Annotated in this window: 15 protein-coding genes; 8 read left to right on the plus strand and 7 right to left on the minus strand. The window is 71.4% G+C overall.

Features of this window, described 5'->3' with window-relative positions:
- Window positions 1-12: 12 nt before the first annotated feature.
- On the minus strand, window positions 13-696 hold the full coding sequence (locus tag ACGFY5_RS04625) for a Crp/Fnr family transcriptional regulator (RefSeq protein WP_392717288.1): 684 nt from the start codon (window positions 694-696) through the stop codon (window positions 13-15).
- Window positions 693-2,723 (minus strand): adenylate/guanylate cyclase domain-containing protein, encoded by a 2,031-nt coding sequence (locus ACGFY5_RS04630; protein ID WP_392717290.1) that lies wholly within the window; start codon window positions 2,721-2,723, stop codon window positions 693-695. Before ACGFY5_RS04630 ends, ACGFY5_RS04625 begins: the two co-directional genes overlap by 4 nt.
- 338 nt (window positions 2,724-3,061) lie before the next feature.
- Here ACGFY5_RS04630 and ACGFY5_RS04635 point away from each other — a divergent pair, with 338 nt between their 5' ends.
- From ACGFY5_RS04635 to ACGFY5_RS04655, 5 genes are all read left to right on the plus strand, one after another.
- Window positions 3,062-3,505 carry a hypothetical protein gene (locus ACGFY5_RS04635; RefSeq protein ID WP_392717292.1) on the plus strand — a complete coding sequence of 148 codons (444 nt, stop codon included), beginning with the start codon at window positions 3,062-3,064 and terminating at the stop codon, window positions 3,503-3,505.
- Between the two features lie 11 nt (window positions 3,506-3,516).
- On the plus strand, window positions 3,517-4,182 hold the full coding sequence (locus ACGFY5_RS04640) for a DUF6529 family protein (protein WP_392717294.1): 666 nt from the start codon (window positions 3,517-3,519) through the stop codon (window positions 4,180-4,182).
- A 141-nt stretch (window positions 4,183-4,323) separates the two neighbouring features.
- The gene (locus ACGFY5_RS04645; protein WP_392717296.1) at window positions 4,324-4,806 is read left to right on the plus strand and encodes a Rieske (2Fe-2S) protein; all 483 of its coding nucleotides are present in this window, start codon (window positions 4,324-4,326) and stop codon (window positions 4,804-4,806) included.
- Between the two features lie 55 nt (window positions 4,807-4,861).
- Window positions 4,862-5,857, plus strand: a complete 996-nt coding sequence (locus ACGFY5_RS04650; RefSeq protein ID WP_392717298.1) for a stage II sporulation protein M — start codon at window positions 4,862-4,864, stop codon at window positions 5,855-5,857.
- 69 nt (window positions 5,858-5,926) lie between these two features.
- Window positions 5,927-6,949, plus strand: coding sequence for an adenosine deaminase (locus ACGFY5_RS04655; RefSeq protein WP_392717300.1), 1,023 nt, complete (start codon window positions 5,927-5,929; stop codon window positions 6,947-6,949).
- Window positions 6,950-6,962: 13 nt separating this feature from the next.
- Here ACGFY5_RS04655 and ACGFY5_RS04660 read toward each other — a convergent pair whose 3' ends face one another.
- Genes ACGFY5_RS04660 through ACGFY5_RS04680 form a run of 5 tightly spaced genes read right to left on the minus strand, consistent with a single transcriptional unit; the run spans window position 6,963 to window position 12,031 of the window.
- The gene (locus ACGFY5_RS04660; protein WP_392717302.1) at window positions 6,963-8,273 is read right to left on the minus strand and encodes a DUF58 domain-containing protein; all 1,311 of its coding nucleotides are present in this window, start codon (window positions 8,271-8,273) and stop codon (window positions 6,963-6,965) included.
- Entirely contained in the window at window positions 8,270-9,259 is a 990-nt protein-coding gene (locus tag ACGFY5_RS04665; protein WP_392717304.1) for an AAA family ATPase, read from the minus strand. The genes ACGFY5_RS04660 and ACGFY5_RS04665 overlap by 4 nt, the downstream gene beginning before the upstream one ends.
- A complete protein-coding gene (locus tag ACGFY5_RS04670) occupies window positions 9,256-10,431 on the minus strand; it encodes a DUF4350 domain-containing protein (protein ID WP_392717306.1) in 1,176 nt (391 codons plus the stop codon). The genes ACGFY5_RS04665 and ACGFY5_RS04670 overlap by 4 nt, the downstream gene beginning before the upstream one ends.
- Entirely contained in the window at window positions 10,428-11,096 is a 669-nt protein-coding gene (locus ACGFY5_RS04675; RefSeq protein ID WP_392717308.1) for a DUF4129 domain-containing protein, read from the minus strand. Before ACGFY5_RS04675 ends, ACGFY5_RS04670 begins: the two co-directional genes overlap by 4 nt.
- Window positions 11,093-12,031, minus strand: a complete 939-nt coding sequence (locus ACGFY5_RS04680) for a hypothetical protein (protein WP_392717310.1) — start codon at window positions 12,029-12,031, stop codon at window positions 11,093-11,095. Before ACGFY5_RS04680 ends, ACGFY5_RS04675 begins: the two co-directional genes overlap by 4 nt.
- A 134-nt stretch (window positions 12,032-12,165) precedes the next feature.
- Between ACGFY5_RS04680 and mtrA the strand changes: the two genes are divergently transcribed.
- The 3 genes from mtrA (at window position 12,166) to ACGFY5_RS04695 (ending at window position 16,398) form a co-directional block, all read left to right on the plus strand.
- Window positions 12,166-12,855, plus strand: coding sequence for an MtrAB system response regulator MtrA (gene mtrA, locus ACGFY5_RS04685; RefSeq protein WP_392717312.1), 690 nt, complete (start codon window positions 12,166-12,168; stop codon window positions 12,853-12,855).
- 176 nt (window positions 12,856-13,031) lie between these two features.
- The gene (gene mtrB, locus ACGFY5_RS04690; RefSeq protein ID WP_392717314.1) at window positions 13,032-14,615 is read left to right on the plus strand and encodes an MtrAB system histidine kinase MtrB; all 1,584 of its coding nucleotides are present in this window, start codon (window positions 13,032-13,034) and stop codon (window positions 14,613-14,615) included.
- Window positions 14,608-16,398 carry an LpqB family beta-propeller domain-containing protein gene (locus tag ACGFY5_RS04695; RefSeq protein WP_392717316.1) on the plus strand — a complete coding sequence of 597 codons (1,791 nt, stop codon included), beginning with the start codon at window positions 14,608-14,610 and terminating at the stop codon, window positions 16,396-16,398. The genes mtrB and ACGFY5_RS04695 overlap by 8 nt, the downstream gene beginning before the upstream one ends.
- The last annotated feature ends 2 nt before the right edge of the window (window positions 16,399-16,400 follow it).

The raw sequence follows: 16,400 nt of genomic DNA on the forward strand, positions 1-16,400 counted from the left end.
GGGTCGGCGCGCTCAGAAGTCGAGGGCCCTCGCGCGGAGGGCGGCCAGATCGTGGATCACTACGGTGAGGCGGCTGGTGCGGATGGTGCCGTCCGCGCGAAGCGACTGCAGTGCCTTGCTCACGGCCTCCCGGGACGCGCCGATCCAGCCGGCGAGTTCGTCCTGCGACAGGGGGAGCGCGATCTTCACGCCCTCCTCGGTCGGCTGACCGAACCGGTCCGCCAGTTCGACGAGCCGGGCGGCAACCCTGCCGAGCGTGTCGTGCGCGCCGAACTCGATCCGTTTGCGGTCGGCGTCCCGAAGACGGTCGGCCAGGGTGCGGGCTAACAGCAGCGCGATCCGGCCGTGGGCGCGGAGGTACTCCTCGAACGCGCCGAGCGGCAGCATCAACGCGGTCACCGGCTCCAACGCTTCCACGGTGGCCGATCGCGGCCCCTGGTCGATCGCGGCGAGCTCGCCGACCAGGGCGCCGGGGCCGCGCACGGCCAGCAGCACCTCGGTGCCCCCACCGGTGCTCGAGTACGCCTTCACCCGGCCGCTCACCAGCACGAGCACCGAGTCCGACTCGTCGGCCTCCCGGAAGATCACCGCTCCCCGGGGCCACGACCGCGGCCGCGCGAGCGCCAGGAAGTCGGCCGCCTCTTCAGGCTTCAACGAACCCCAGAACTCCGCGCTCGGCGGCTGGACCGGACTCACACTTCCCCCTTGGCGAGGGGCGTATCGGAGGCGGACGACACCACATAGGCGCGCACCGGTTGGAGGCGGCCCTTTACGGTGAGCTCCCCGAGGGAGTACGCCGTCACGTCGGGGCCGAGTTGCTTCATCGTCGCGTCGCCGATCACGACCTGGCCGGGCTGCGCCAGCGTCTGCAACCGAGCGGCGACGTTCACGGCGTCACCCATCGCGTTGAACCCCCGAAGTGCCTCGCTGCCGATGTTCCCGACCAGCGCCGACCCGGTGTTGACACCGACCCGGAACCGCGGCCAACCCGGCCGCCCCTCCGCGATCGCGTCCACCGCCGTCTGCAGACCCAGCCCGGCGCGCACCGCCCGGGCCGCGTGATCGGGCTGCCGGGCGGGTGCGTTGAACAGAGCCAGCAGCGCGTCCCCCACGAACTGCACCACGGTGCCGCCGTTGTCGAGGATGCACGGCACCGCAACCCCGTGATAGCGGTTGAGCATCGTCACGATCTCGGCCGGATCGGCCTGCTCGGAGAACGTCGTGAATCCGCGCAGGTCGGCGAAGAGCGCCGTGACCTCGACGATTGACCCGCCCAGCGCCGCCTGTGCGGGATCGGCGAGCAGCGCCGCCGCGACGTCCGGCGACAGGTACTGCCGGAACAGCGTGCCGAGCTCCGCGTAGAGCCGCGCGTTCTCCACGACGATCGACAGCTGATTGGCCAGCAGGGCGGCCCAGGTCTCGCCGCTACGGGCGGGAACCTCGATGACACCCGCCACCCGGCCCTTGACGGTCAGCGGATGGATCAGCCGCTCGTCGTCCCGGTACGGAGCGGTAAGGGTGGCCGGGTCGTACGCGCGACCCTCCACGGCCAGCACCCCGTTGTCGACGAGGCCGACGCGGACCTCCCCGTAGGCCGGACGTACCCGGGTGAGCACCTCGTCGAGAAGTTCGCGTTCGCCGAGCCCCACGCGGGCCCGCTCGCCGACGGTCACCAGCGCACCGAGCAACGCGGAGATTTCGCGTTCGGCGGCTAGCGCGGTGCCGGCCCGATCCAGGACCACGGCTTGCCGCTCGGTGAGCCCGAACCGCTGCGCCAACTGCTGGGCCAGCGGTTCCGCAGTGGTGCGCCCACTGCGTTCCCGCTCCCGCAGCACGGTGACGAGTTCCTCCAGGGCGGCCTCGTACTGCGCGCGGACCGCCCGCACGGTCGGCGCGAGCATCACCGCGTCGAAGAGGCCGGCGCTCGACCCCTCGTTCCGGTACTGCACGTACGCGCTGTAGGCGACGAACCCGAACGCGAACACGAGCAGGACGTGCCACTCCCACCAGGACAGGTGCCACTTGTCGGCGAGCGTCACCGCGACCATCGCCTCGGCGAGCAGCACGAACGCGGTGAGGATGCTGACCAGGACCGCGGCCGGCGCGCGGCGGTGCAGGTAGTAGTAGCGGGCGGCCGCGCCCAGGTAGAGAGCGACGGCCAGCACCGCCACGATCACCTGTGGACCCTCGACGTCACGCACCTGCGGAGCCGCGTTCAACGGCGGCAGGTCGAGGAGCGTCACCACGCCCCAGGCCACCATCACCGCGGTCAGGCCGCCCCAGAGCGGGACCCGCAGCGCCAGCACCCGATCGGAGTTCAGCGGTAGTGCGGACAAGGCTGCGAACACCGCGGAGATCGCGAGCCCGGTCGGCTGGGACAGGTCAAAGCCGATGTTCGCGTGATCGACGAGCACGAGTGGCGTCGACAACGCATGTAAGAGCAGGAAGCCGGCAGACGAGAGGAAGCAGAGCGACACCAGGAACAGCCGGGCATCACGCCGATTCAGGGCGGCAGCGGTCATCGCGACGCCCGGCAGCAGGCTGATCGCGGCGACGTTGAGCACGAGCCAGAAGTGGCTCGGCGGATGGTGCCAGAGCACGTCCGCGGAGGGCACCGACAGCAGGAGCCACAGACCCGCGATCGGCACGAGCAGGTGCAGGGCCCAGACGACCGCCCGGACGGGTTGCACGGTCGGGGGCAGGCGGGACACCGTTGTCAGCAAGGCGACACCTGCCCTGGGCTGCTGTGCGTACTTCTGCACGGACGGGGGCTGGGCCGTCGTTGCACAGTGGAGGTGACCCGCCCGATGCGGCCCGACCTGGAGACGTCATGAGCCACAGAGGACCACTCCTCACCCTTCTGTCCGGTGCGGCGGTCGCCGGTGTCCTCTTGGCCTTGAGCACTCAGGCCAATACCGAGAGCACACAGCCGACTGCTGCCCGGGCTCCATCCCAGTCCAGTGCTCCCGCGAGCGCTAGTCCCAGTAGTACAGCCCCACCGCCGATCGCATCATCGAGTAAACCTCCGACAGAAAACCGCAAGGCGGTCTTCGCCGGTCGGGTGGTCGGTGGCAAGGCGACGGTCGCGATTTCGGTCAAGGACGGCCAGGCGGTCGCGTACTACTGCGACGGCGACCGCACCGAGGCCTGGATGCGCGGTCCGGCCAGCGGGGGAGACCTCGATCTCAAGGGCGCCCCCGGCGGGACGCTCAAGGGCACGTTCAGCCGTACCAGGGCTGCCGGCACCGTCACGGCCGGTGGGCAGGAGTTGACGTTCGAGGCGCCGCTGGTGAAGTCCCCGGCCGGGGTTTACCGGGGCACGGTGACGATCCAGGGTGCCCGGTTGGTCGCCGGGTGGATCGTGCTGCCGGACGGCACGCAGGTGGGCGTCTTCACCACTGACGAAGGCGACCCGCGACCGGCGCCGAAGATCGACCTGGGTTCGAAGACCGCAGCCGTCGACGGCGGAACCATGACCGTCACCGAAGCCGAGCCGAAGGCCTGAGGGGGCGTGCCATGACCTGGAACCCGGAACCCGACGAGTCACCCACGCGTGCGTTCCACGGAGTTCCGTCGCCGTCGCCGGGCTATCCGCCGCAACCTGAGCCGACCGTGCTGCGGACGCCGGCCGGCCCGCCGCCGGAACCTGCGTCGGCCAGAACCGTCACCACGTTGATCCTGCCGCTCGCGATCGGTGCCGGTGTCGCCGTCGTGCTCGGCGTCTACGGCAAGGTGCACACACCCACCGGCATCGCGGTGAGCGTCGCCGGCTTCTCCGGGCCGCTCACCGTCAAGGTGTGGCTCGCCACCGTGGCGATCGTGTTCGCGGTCGTCCAGCTCGTCACCGCGCTCGCCATGTGGGGGAAGCTGCCGCTGCGCGGTTCCTGGGTGAGCCCGGTGCACCGGTGGTCCGGCCGGATCGCGTTCGTGCTCACGATCCCGGTCGTCGTGCACTGCCTGTACGCGCTCGGCTTCGCCACGTACGACGTGCGGACGCTGGCGCACTCGCTGCTCGGCTGTGTGTTCTTCGGTGTCTTCACGACGAAGATGCTCGTGCTGACCAAACACGGGCTGGCCGGATGGGTGCTGCCGCTGTTCGGCGGAGCGGTGTTCGCCGCACTGGTCGGAGTGTGGGCGACGTCCGCGCTGTGGTTCTTCACCACGACCGGGCTGCAGTTCTGAACCTTCTTCGAACGGCTCCCGTGCATCACCTGTGAAGTTGAGTTGCGGCTGGCCGAGCGGTAGCGGTCTGTGTTACTGATTGAGCACTCAACTACTACACGAACTACTACACGGCTCGAATCTACCGCCCGGAGGAAACGCATGGATACGACCCGATACACGCGCGGGCTGCTCAACCGGCGGACCGTTCTGGCCGGTGCCGGCGCGGTGGGCGTGACCCTCGTCGCCAGCGCCTGCTCCACCTACGGTGACAGCGCGAGCAGCGGCGACGCCGCTCCGGCCTCGAGCGCTCCGGCTGCGGCCCCGACCACCGGCGCCGCCAGCGCCGAGGCGCCTGCCGTCGACGCGCTCGCCAAGGTCGCCGACATCCCGGTCGGCGGCGGCAAGATCTTCGACGCCGAGGGCATCGTCGTCACCCAGCCCGAGGCCGGCACGATCAAGGCGTTCTCGAACGTCTGCACCCACCAGGGCTGCAAGGTGAACAAGGTCGCGACCACGATCGACTGTCCCTGCCACGCCAGCAAGTTCTCGATCACCGACGGTTCGCCGACGGCGGGCCCGGCGAAGAAGCCGCTCGAGGAGAAGCAGGTCACCGTGAACGGTGACTCGATCACCCTGGCGTAGCGTTCGCGGCGCTCGCACGGGCTGAGTGTTAGCGCCGGACCGCTAGGTTCATACCGTGGACCTGGACGCCTACGTGGCCGAACACGCGGCGGAGTGGCGCCGGCTCGAGGAGTTGCTCGGCCGGCGTCGTCTCACCGGTAGTGAGAGCGACGAGTTGATCGCTCTCTACCAGCGTGCGGCCACCCACCTTTCCGCAGTGCAGAGCCGGGCGCCTGATCCCGCGCTCGTGGGGCGGCTCTCGCGTCTGGTCGCGCGGGCGCGTTCCGCTGTCACCGGGAGCAGCGCGCCGTCCTGGTTGACGTTCGCCCGGTTCTTCACCGTCGGGTTCCCGGTGGCCGTGTACCGGGCCTGGCCGTGGTGGTGCGGGGTCGCCACCGCGTTCTCTGCGGTGTCGTTCGGCCTCATCGCGTGGTTCGGCACGCATCCCGAACTGGCGGCGCAGCTCGCGCCGGAGTCGGCGCTCAAGCAGTTGGTGGAGCACGACTTCGCGGATTACTACTCGGAGAATCCGGCGCAGGACTTCGCCGCCCAGGTCTGGACCAACAACGCGTTGATCGCTGCGTTGTGCGTGTTCGCGGGTGTGTTGATCGTGCCGGTGGTCATCGTGCTGATCAACAACGCGGTGGGGGTCGGTGAGGTCGGGGGTGTGATGGTCGCCTACGGCAAAGCCGACGTGTTCTTCGGGTTGATCACCCCGCACGGGCTGTTGGAGCTCACCGCGGTGTTCGTCGCCGCCGGGGCGGGGCTGCGGATCGGCTGGTCCTGGATCGCGCCCGGCCGCGGGCGCACGCGTGCGCAGGCGCTCGCGGAGACCTCGCGCGCCGCCGTGCTCATCGCACTCGGCCTCGTCGTCGTGCTGGCGATCTCCGGCGTGATCGAAGCCTTCGTCACCCCCTCCGGCCTCCCCACCTGGGCACGCATCAGCATCGGCGCCGTAGCGTTCGGCGGCTTTCTCGCTTACGTGATCGTGCTGGGCCGCCGCGCCGCGCTAGCCGGCGAGACCGGCGACCTGGCCCTGGGCGAACGCGAAGACCTCGCGCCAGCGGTCTGATTCGTCTGGTCTCCCAGCCCGGGAAGCGGTCTGCCCGGAACGTTGACAGAGGCGTGGTAACGTCCGGTCATGGTGAACCTGGAAGCGTTCGTTGCCGGCCTGCCGAAGGTCGAGCTGCACGTCCACCACGTAGGGTCGGCCTCACCGCAGGCCGTGGCCGAACTGGCCGCGCGTCACGTCGGCAGCACCAACGTGCCGGCCGACCTCGACGCGCTGGAGAAGTTCTTCGAGTTCCGCGACTTCGCGCACTTCATCGAGGTCTACATCGCGGTCGCCGACCTCGTCCGCGACCCCGAGGACGTTCGTATCCTCACGTACGAGGTCGCCCGTGAGCTGTCCCGGCAGCAGGTGCGGTACGCCGAGCTGACCGCGACGCCGTACTCGCACACCGCCCGCGGCATGGCCCCGGAGGCCTACTGCGAGGCCCTGGAGGACGCCCGTGCCGCCGCGCGCCGCGACCTGGGCATCGAACTGGTCTGGTGCTTCGACATCCCCGGAGAGGCCGGCCTGCCCGCCGCCGAGGACACGCTGAAGATCTCGCTCGACCAGCGCCCCGACGGCCTGATCGCCTTCGGGCTCGGCGGCCCGGAGATCGGCGTCCCCCGCCCGCAGTTCAAGCCCTACTTCGACGCCGCCCGCGCGGCCGGTCTGCACTCGATGCCGCACGCCGGCGAAACCACGGGCCCGGAGACGATCTGGGACGCGATCCGCGTGCTCGGTGCCGAGCGCATCGGCCACGGCACCAGCGCGCTCGGTGACCCGGCGCTGGTCGAGTACCTGGTCGAGCACCAGCTCCCGCTCGAGGTCTGCCCCACGTCGAACCTGCGTACCCGCGCGGTGCCGAGTCTGGACGAGCACCCGCTCGCGGGGATGGTCGAGGCGGGCATCTTCGTCACGATCAACTCCGACGACCCGCCGATGTTCGGCACGACGCTGGAGAAGGAGTACCTGGTCGCCGCCGAGCTCCTCAAGCTCGACGCCGCAGGCGTGGCCGACCTCGCCAAGGCAGGCGTCCGCGCCTCGTTCGCGAGCGACGCCCGCAAGACAGAGCTCACCGCCGAAATCGACGCCTACACCGCAGCCAACGCCTGAGCCGCGCCTCGCCTCAGAGGCGGCCGGCGGCCTTCATGGCCAGGTAGGTGTCGGTCACCGTCGACGCGAAGATGTCGGCCGGGGCGTCGACCACCTCGACGCCCCGGTTACGCATCGCGCCGACGATCCGGCGCCGCTCGGCGTCCCCGCGCGCCGCGGCCGCCGCCTCGTAGACCGCCTCGGTGCTGCCACGCCGAGCGGCCATCGCGGCGGCGGCCGGGTCGCCGACCGATGCCAGCACCACCGTGTGCCGATCGGTCAACTGGCTCAGCACCGGCAGCAGCCCTTCGGCCAGTGGCGCCGGCTCGATCGCTGTGAACAGCACCACCAGGCAGCGCTTTCGTGCCCGCACGAGCACCTCGGACACGACCAGGTCGAAGTCCGACTCGACGAGCTTCGGCTCCACCGGCGCCAACGCCTCACCGATCGACGCGACGACACTCCCGTGCCCCTTGCCACGCACGGACGTCCGTACCGACACGTCGGCCGCGAACAACTCGACCCGGTCACCGGCTTTCGCGGCCACCGCGGCCAGCAGCAGGCACGCGTCCATCGCCGCGTCGAGCCGGGGGATGTCACCCACCCGGGCCGCCGACGTCCGACCCGTGTCGACGACCAGCACCAGGCGCCGGTCCCGCTCCGGACGCCACGTACGGACGACCACCTCGCTGCGCCGGGCAGTGGCCCGCCAGTCGATCGAGCGGACGTCGTCCCCGGGCACGTACTCGCGCAGAGCGTCGAATTCGGTGCCTTGACCGCGGGCACGAACCGCGAGGGAACCGTCGAGCCGGCGCAGCCGGGACAGCTTTTCCGGCAGGAATCGCCGGGACGCGAACGGCGGCAGCGTCCGGACGGTCCACTCCGGGGTGAGCCGGCGGATCGCCCGCCGGCGGGTCTGCCGGTACATCAGGCCGAGTGGGCCGGTGGAGCGCACGGTGACCGCGACCGCGGGGCGGTCTCCCCGTCGCGTCGGGACGAGCGTCGTGTCGAGGCGCTCGGTGGCGCCGGGCTTCAGAACCACGTCGTGGACGTACGGCGAAGCACCGGCGGAGGGCACCCACGCGTCCCGGATGCGAGCGCGTACGGTGCGCCGGCCGGTGTTCGTGGCCACCAGCGTGACCACTGCCGACTCGCCCAGTCGGGTGGTGGTCGCACCGCGCCGCTTGAACGTCACCTTGCCCGCGGCCCCGGCGAGGAACCAGTCCACGACGCAGACCAGCGCGAGCACGAGGAGCCAGATCTGCGCGGTCCTGGCGTGCCACGGCGACACCGCGCTCACGACTGCCCCGGCGACGCAGAGCAGGACGACCCGGCCCGTGATCACCGCGGGGTCGGCACGGTGGCCAGCACGGAGTCGAGGATGCCGTCCGGCGTCGCGCCGTCCAGCTCGGCCTCCGGGCGCAGCACGATGCGGTGCCGCAGCGTCGGACGGGCCAGCGCCTTCACGTCGTCCGGCGTCACGTAGTCACGGCCCGACAGCCACGCCCACGCCTTCGCGGTCGCCAGCAGCGCCGTCGAACCACGCGGGGACGCCCCGGCGGCGAGCGACGGCGACGTGCGGGTGGCCCGGCACACGTCGACGACGTAACCCATCACCTGGTCGGCGACCTGGACGGTGCGTGCCGCCTGCCGCGCAGTGGCCAGGTCGGCAGCGGTGGCCACGGCCTCGACCCGCGAGAGGTCACGGGGATCGAAGCCGTGGTGGTGGGCCGCGAGCACCTTCAGTTCGGCGTCGCGGGAGGGCAGCGGGACGTCGACCTTGAGCAGGAACCGGTCGAGCTGGGCTTCGGGCAGCGGATACGTGCCCTCGAACTCCAGCGGGTTCTGGGTGGCTGCCACCACGAACGGGTCGGGTAGCTTGCGCGGCACACCGTCGACGGTGACCTGCCGCTCCTCCATCGACTCCAGGAGCGACGCCTGCGTCTTCGGCGGCGTGCGGTTGATCTCGTCGGCCAGCAACAGGTTCGTGAACACCGGGCCCTCGCGGAACTCGAACTCTGCGCTGCGGGCGTCGTAGACCAGCGAGCCGGTGACGTCACCGGGCATCAGGTCGGGCGTGAACTGCACGCGCTTGGAGTCCAGCGACAGCGCCGCGGCGAGCGTGCGGATGAGCAGCGTCTTGGCGGTACCGGGCACACCTTCGAGCAGCACGTGGCCCTGGCAGAGCAGTGCGATGACCATGCTGGTGAGCACCGCGTCCTGTCCGATGACGACCTTGCCGACCTCGGTGCGCAGGCGACCGAGAGCGGCGCGGGCCACCTCGGCCTCCGAAGCTGTGGTCTGCGGCAACTGCACTGACGCATCGGTCACGACGGTTTTCCTTCGTCGGAAACGGGTGGAGGTTTGAGAACGGCCGCCGTGAGCGCGTCCAGCGCGTCGGCGAGCACGACGAGGCCCTGGTCGTCGGTGGGCGGCGGACCGTAGAGGTGCTGCCCGACCGCCGCGGCCGGCCACCCGGACCGCTCGGCGATCGCTTCGCAGACCTCGCGGGGATCGGACTGGGCGCTGAGACCCAGCACCGGCCTCAGGCGGGCCAGCGCGGCACCCCGGAGCGCTTCCGCGGCCTCCGGACGTGCCTTGGCGCGCCGGTAGAGGCGGGCGCGGCCCTCGACGGTCTCGGTGGAGCGGACGATGACCGGCAGCGGCTCGGCGACCGGGGCGCTCAACCGACGCCCCTGCCAGAACGCGGCCAGCAGCCCGGCGGCGGCCAGCATCCAGAGCGTCGTCGGGATCCAGCGGGGAAGCAGGTCCGACAGCGACCGCGCTTCGCCCTCCGCGATCGGCTCCGGAGCGTTGCGCTGCAGCCAGATGACGTCGCGGTGCGCGCTGAGCAGGCCCAGGGAGAGCGCCGCGTTGCCGTTCTCGGCCAGCACCTCGTTGGTGAGCGGGTCGGGGCTGCCGAGGAACACCAGCTCGGCTGTGGACGGCCGGTCGAGCACGATCAGGTGGCCGTCGTAGCAGCTGGTGACGCCGTCGCCGGTGTAGGCGTAGCCACCGAGCTGCGCGTTGCCGGCGGAGGCCGCCTCCGGCAGCGAGCAGCCGGGGTCGACGGTGTCCACGATGCCCGCGGTGTCGATCTGGACGTCGACCTTCAGGTCGTCCAGCGTGAACGCGTCCGGCTGGACGAACACCACGCGGACGGTGGCGGGCAGGTCGGCCAGCCGCCGGAGGCTCTCCCCGCCGAGGTTGTACGGGAACGGCACGACGACAGTGACGTCGCCGGCGGCGGCGCGGCGCACCGCGTCGTCGGTGGTGGTGACCTTGGCGACGGGGTGGTCGTGGTTGCCGAGCAGCACGGCCAGCGCACGGCTGCCGCCCGGGTGAGCGGCGTCCGGGTCGAGCGCGGCGCGCTGGCCCGTCGACTGGGTGCTCGCCAGCAACCAGGTCGCGATCGCGACGAGCACGAGCAGAAAGACGCCGAAGCCGGTGCGGAAGCGCCACGGCGACCGGGTGCTGGTGACCGGAGTGGCAGTGGGGATCACTGGCGCTCCTGCGTGCCCGGGGCCACCCAGGTGTCCCCGCCGACCAGCGCGCCCTCGCTCGGGCGCGCGGCGCCGATCCGGGCCGCGATCTCGCGCATCCGCTGGTCGTGCTCGGCGGTGGCGGCGCGCTCGCCGTACCAGATCTCCGCGAACAGCTCGGCGGCCGCGGTCAGGTCGGCGGCGGCGGCCGGCAGCACCTGCCCGGCCTCGGCCGCGACCTCGCGCGCGGTACGCCCCGGACGGTTGTCGACCAGGTCACGGGCGACGAGATCGGCCACCACACCGCGCAGACGCTCCCGGACGGCCTCGGCGAAGCGCCCCTCGGCCGCGTACGCGTCGGCGCGGCTCGCGTGCTCGGCCGCGCTGCGGGTGGGCGTCACCGGATCGGTCGTGCGCCGCACCGACGCCGAGCGGCCGGGCAGGCCGAACCGCCAGATCAACAGCCCCACGACGACGGCGACGAGCAGCACGAAGATCAGCAGCCCGAGGTTGCTGCCCGGACCGTGGCCCGAGGCGCGGCTCAACAGATCGTCGATCGTGTCGATGATCCAGTCGATCATCCGCTGCAGCAGCGACGGCTTCTCGTCCTGGTAGATCTGCTTGGACAGTTCCCGCGCGGCCTCGTCTGCCGCGGGCTGCCGGGGGAACGGCTCGAGCGGCGTCATCGGACGAGCCCCTTGCGCGAGCGCCGACCGGCCAGGCCCCACTCGACGTCCAGCGCCTCGGAGCGCATCCGCCCGTCGAGGTAGAGCAGCGTGTCGATGCCCGAGCGGAACGCCCAGACGACGATCAGCGGCAGGTAGTACGCGAACGCCACCGCGACCGTGAGCAGCAACAGCGCCCCGTGGTCGCCGTTCACCAGCGGATCACCGCCGACGACGAACTGCACCAGCACGGTGGCGACGATCGTGAGCGGGAGCATCATCATGAACCAGATGAAGCCGCCGACCGCTCCGGCGAGCAGCCGGATGCCGAGCTGGCGGAACAGACCGGCCGCGGTGCCGCTGCCGATCTGCATGCTGCGCTTGAGTGCATGTGCGATCGTGCCGCCCTCGAAAACCAGCGCGAGTACGGACAGCCGCATCAGCCCGCCGAAGAGCGGAACGAAGTAGCCGACGATCGGGATCGCCGCGATCACCATGTTCAGCCCGGTCAGCGTCAGGCCGAGCAGGAGCAGTTTGCCGAAGAGCGGCCGCAGCCGCGCCCAGCAGACCGGCAGTGACGTCGGGGCGCCCGCGGCCTCCTGGATGACCGCGACGGCGGACGACGCGCTGGTGATCACCGCCGCCACCGTCGAACCGAGCGACGCGATCACCGACGCGGCCGTGAGCGTGAGCAGGAACAGCAGGAGGTCACTGTCGAGCGACGACGACTCGCGGCTGAGCAGCCCGGTGATGGCCCACCACAGCGGAACGGTGATCAGCAGCTGGACGACGACGGTGGTGCCGGAGACGCCGAGCGTCGGCCCGGGGTGGCGGCGCAGCAGATCCATGCCGCCGTCGAGAATTTCACCGACCGCGAGCGGGCGGAGCGGAACCGGCCCGGAGCCCGGCCCGGCCGACAGGGAGGGCAGCCCGACCGGTGGAGCCGGTGCGGTCACCGTGCTCACCTGGGAATCGCCCCCTCTCACAGACGGTCCGCGACATCGTGTCATGCCGGTGCGACAGCCCGATTCGGCGCGTCCGTATGGCGGCTCAGCGGCAACTCGTCGCCGAGAGTGCCACGATGTGGGGCATGAGAGCGCGTGTGCTGGTGGTCGACGACGATCCTGCCCTGGCCGAGATGCTCGGAATTGTGCTGCGTGGTGAGGGTTTCGCCCCCTCGTTCGTTGCGGACGGTGAGGCTGCCCTCACGGTGTTCCGGGAAACCCGCCCCGATCTCGTCCTGCTCGACCTCATGCTCCCCGGCATGAGCGGGCTCGACGTGTGCCGGGCGGTTCGTGCGGAGTCGGGTGTGCCGATCGTGATGCTGACGGCCAAGAGCGACACCGTCGACGTGGTGCTGGGGCTGGAGTCCGGTGCGGACGACTACGTCGTCAAGCCGTTCAAGCCCAAGGAGTTGGTGGCCCGTGTCCGGGCCCGGTTGCGGCGGGGGGAGGAGGCGCCCCCCGAGACGCTGACGATCGGCCCGCCGCAGGCGCAGGTGCAGATCGACGTCCCCGGCCACTCGGTCACCCGGGACGGCGCTCCGATCGCGCTGACGCCGCTGGAGTTCGACCTGCTGGTCGCCCTGGCCCGCAAGCCGCGTCAGGTGTTCACCCGTGAGGTCCTGCTCGAGCAGGTCTGGGGTTACCGGCACGCAGCCGACACCCGGCTGGTGAACGTCCACGTCCAGCGGTTGCGGGCGAAGGTCGAGCGGGATCCGGAGCACCCCGAGGTGGTGCTCACCGTGCGCGGAGTCGGCTACAAAGCGGGCACCGGGTGAGGCGAAGGGCTCGCCCGGACGCGTCCGACGGGCGCGTCCGCCGCCGTCACCGATGGATCCAGTTTTACCAGCGATTCCGACGCGTCGCGGGCTGGCTGTCCGCGCGCGTGCTCGCCCGCTGGCGCAGGTCCCTCCAGCTCCGGGTGGTCACCAGCACGCTGCTCGCGTCGAGCGTCATGACTGTGGCTCTGGGGCTTTTCGTCGTTCACCGGGTCACCGACGGGCTCGTCGTCGCCGAGAAGGAGCAGGCGCTCGAGCAGTTGGCCAGTGGCGTGAACTACCTCGGCGACGAGCTGTCCGAGATCAAGGGCCAGGACGACCCGGAGCTGGACGCGGCGCTGCGGCAGGCCGCGGAGAACCTCTCCGAGCGCGGTTCGCGCAGCGCGGACTTCGCGGTGGCGGTGCAGCAGAGCGACAACACCCGGCTGCCGCGCAAGTACGTGAACCGCTACGCGCTCGACGACGTCCGGCCGCCGGCCGAGTTGACCGAGCTGATCGCGTCCGGGAAGCAGCGCGGGTACCAGTTCACCGAGACCTCGCTCGACGACCAGCCCGCGCGTCCGTTTCTGGTGGTCGGAGCGCCGGTCGACACCCAGGCCGGCCGATTCGACCTCTACTACTTCGTGCCGCTCGACGATCAGGTGGCGGCCGTCAGCCTCGTGCAGAACTCGCTGACCGCCATCGGCGCGCTGCTGTTGCTGCTGCTCGCGGCCATCGCGGGCATCGTCGCCCGGCAGGTCGTCACGCCGGTGCGGGTGGCCGCGCGCACCGCCGAACGGCTCTCCGCCGGGCTGCTCGAGGAACGGATGGTCGTGCGCGGCGAGGACGAGTTGGCGCGTCTCGCGCACTCGTTCAACCAGATGGCGGCCAATCTGCAGCGGCAGATCGTCCAGCTGGAGAACTTGTCACGGCTGCAACAGCGCTTCACGTCCGACGTCTCGCACGAGCTGCGGACGCCGCTCACCACGGTCCGGATGGCCGCCGACGTCATCCACGCGGCCGCCGACACGTTCCCGCCGGCGCTGGCGCGCTCGACCGAGCTGCTCTCCAACGAGGTCGACCGGTTCGAGTCGCTCCTCAACGACCTGCTCGAGATCAGCCGGTACGACGCCGGCGTCGCGGTGCTCGAACCGGAGGACACCGACGTCCGCACCATCGTGACCAGAACCGTCGACGGCCTGACCCAGCTGGCCGACCGCACCGGCTCGGAGCTGAAGGTCGCCATGCCGGACGAGCCGGTGGTCGCCGAGGTCGACCCGCGCCGCGTCGAACGCATCTTGCGCAACCTCGTCGGCAACGCGATCGAGCACGGCGAGGGCCGGCCGGTCCGGATCACGCTGGCCAGCGACGCGGACGCGCTCGCGATCACGGTGCGCGACTACGGCGTCGGGTTGCGGCCCGGGGAGGCGCAGGCGGTCTTCGACCGCTTCTGGCGGGCCGACCCGTCGCGCGCCCGGCAGACCGGCGGTACCGGGCTGGGGCTCTCGATCAGCCGTGAGGACGCCCGGCTGCACGACGGTTGGCTGCAGGTGTGGGGCTGGCCGGGGCTCGGCGCGCAGTTCCGCCTCGCGCTGCCGTTGCGGCGGGGCGACCGGCTCACCGCGGCCCCGCTGCCGCTGGCGCCGGCCGACGCCGGGTCCCGTTACCCGCGCGCGATCGAGGGACCTCGCCAGGCGCTGCCGGCGGCGCCGGTGCATCCGGCGCTCACGTCGGCGGAGGCTACCGACGAGACCGACACGGAGGTGGGGCGTCGTGGGTAGGGCAGCAGGGCTGGCTCCGCTGTTGGCCGCCGCGCTGGTCGCGAGCGCGCTGAGCGGGTGCGCACGCGTCCCCGACAGCGGGCCGGCGGTACCGGTGGCGATCCCGGAGGCGTCCCAGAGCACCGACCCGACGATCGGCAGCGTGAACGCCCAGCTGCCGGAGCCCAGCTCGGACCTCGACTCGTCGGTCGGCGGCTACGTCAACGCGCTGAACATCACCCGTAACCCGGGCCCGCTCGGCGAGCGCTACCTCGCTACCCAGGCGCTGCGGAACACGTTCAACCAGAACACGTCGATGGCCGTCGTGCGCAACCGGTCGATCGAGTACTCGGTCGCCGCCGACTCCGCCGGCACCACCGCGACGGCCACGTTCAATGCGGAGCTGGTGGGCACCGTCGACAGCGACGGGGTGTTCACGCGGGCGGACAACTCGGCCTGGCAGGCGCAGGTGCGGATGGCGCAGGTGCGGGGCTTCTGGCTGTTTTCCGAGCCGCCGCCGCTGATCGTGCAGGAAAACCAGTTTTCCGACTCGTTCACGGCGCGGACGGTGTACTTCGCCGCGCACGCGACCGCAGTCACCGGCCCGAACCCGCGCCTGGTCATTCCGGAGCAGCGGTACGTGAACGTGGACATCGGTGGTCTCGCGACCCAGGTCGTCGACTTCGTGCTCGCCGGGCCGTCCGACGCGATGAACCGGGTCGCCGCGAACCCGCTGCAGGGCATCAAGCGCACCAGTCGCGTCGCGGTGGAGAACAACGACCTGGTCATCGAGCTCGAACCACAGGCGGAAGCGCTCAACAAGGACGTGCTCAACGGGTTCGTCGCCGCGGTCGGCTGGTCGCTGAGCGGGGTGTTCTACGGCGAGGTCCGGCTGCTCGTCGGCGGTCGCGCGCTGGACGTGGAGGGGTTCGACCCGGCCCAGGACGAGCGCGCGTGGCGGCGGTACAACCCGGCCGTCGTCCAGACCACGCGCCCGGCGTTCCAGCTGCAGAACGGCGGCGTCAAGGTGCTCAGCGACCCCGACGTCATCCCGCGTCCGGAGCGGCTGGCCACTCCGATGTTGACGAAGGGTGTGAGGTCGGCGGCGGTCTCGGTGGACCTGCGCAGGTTCGCCATCGTGCGTGACGACCCCGCGGGCGGCCAGCGGCTGTGGGTCGCGGACGCGTCCGGGTGGCTGCAACCGACGCTCCGCGCACCGCAGATCGGTCGGCCGTCGTGGGGTGGCCATCGCGCCACGGTGGTCGTGCCGATCGGCGGCCGGGTGTTCGAGGTCGGTGTCGGCAACGCCGGAACGCCGTCGGAGATCCAGGTCGTCGGGCCCGGTGGACGTCCGCTGCGGGACGTCACCTCGGTGCGCCTCTCGCTCGACGGGGTCCGTGCCCTGATCGTCGCCGGTACCGGCAGCGCCGCGCGGGCGTACGTCGGAACGCTGACCGGCTCGAGCGGAGGCGCGCTCGTGCTCGGTGTCCGTCCGCTGGTGGTCAACGGCACGCCGGTGGACGTCTCCTGGTGGGGGCCGGTGACGGCGGTCGTCGCCGTGGCCGTGCAGGAGCAGGGCAACCGGGTCGCGCTGGTGTTCGCGCCGGTGGACGGGTCGTTCACCGTCCAGACCCGGGCGCTGCCGAACCCCGGTGGGCCGGTGCGGGTGAGCGGTGATCCAGCGGAGGCGCCGGATCCGGCGGTGCTGCTGGAGGTCGGGGGGAAGCGGCACGTGCAGCGGCAGGACGAGGAGCCGAGTGGAGTGGCGGTGGCGGCGGCCACTGCGCCGTTCTATCCGGGGTAGAG

Source organism: Cryptosporangium sp. NPDC048952 (genome assembly GCF_043197895.1).
In the GTDB taxonomy this organism is placed as follows: Bacteria; Actinomycetota; Actinomycetes; order Mycobacteriales; family Cryptosporangiaceae; genus Cryptosporangium.